1 pseudogene and 1 other annotated feature are annotated in these 740 nt (G+C 56.8%); the pseudogene reads right to left on the reverse strand.

What is annotated here, in order from left to right:
* Positions 1-735, reverse strand: a pseudogene (locus ACMV5H_RS25580) (IS3 family transposase); the annotation flags it as partial.
* Positions 332-448, reverse strand: a sequence feature (AL1L pseudoknot). It overlaps the preceding pseudogene by 117 nt.
* Positions 736-740 lie beyond the last annotated feature (5 nt).

The following is a 740-nucleotide window of genomic DNA, read 5'->3' on the forward strand; positions in this document are numbered from 1 at the left end:
CTGCCACCCAAAGCTGATTGGGCCGTTCTGCCACGAACTGGCGGTTTACCCTGTCGCTTGCCGCAACGTCTTTCCGGCTGACCGTAGTCCGCACTTTTTTACCCCGAAGAACTCCGGCCAGACCCATAGCCTTCATCAGTCGCGCGATGGTGCATCTGGCCACGCTGAAGCCCTCACGCTGCAACTGCCTCCAGACTTTACGGATGCCATAGACGCTGTAGTTTTCGTCATACACTCGTTGTATTTCCGGTTTCAACAGGTCGTCACGGTGGTCACGCTGACTACGTTTCTCCGGATGCTGGCGGTATTCACGATGCCGGTAGTACGTCGACGGGGCGATATTCAGCTCATGACATACCGGTCCGACCCCGTGACTACCGCTGAGGGTATCCAGCAGCGGCATTATTTTTTCCACAGACGGTCGTACTCCGCCTTCGCAAAATAAGCCGAGGCCTGGCGCAGAATATCGTTGCTGCGCCGCAGCTCACGAACCTCCTGCTCCAGCTCTTTGAGTCGCTGACGCTCATCACCTGGGAGCCCGCCATCACCTGCACCATTATTGCGTTCATGTCGACGCAGCCAGGCTCTGAGTGTGTCGGGACTACAGCCAATTTTTGGCGCGATGGAGTTGATGGCGGCATGTTCAGAGTGATATTCACTGCGCTGTTCCAGCAGCATTCGGACAGCCCGCTCACGCAGCTCTGGTGGGTAACGGTTTGCTCGTTTGGATGTCATTTCGG

Source organism: Serratia sp. N21D137, from assembly GCF_047530005.1.
In the GTDB taxonomy this organism is placed as follows: domain Bacteria; phylum Pseudomonadota; class Gammaproteobacteria; order Enterobacterales; family Enterobacteriaceae; genus Chania; species Chania fonticola_B.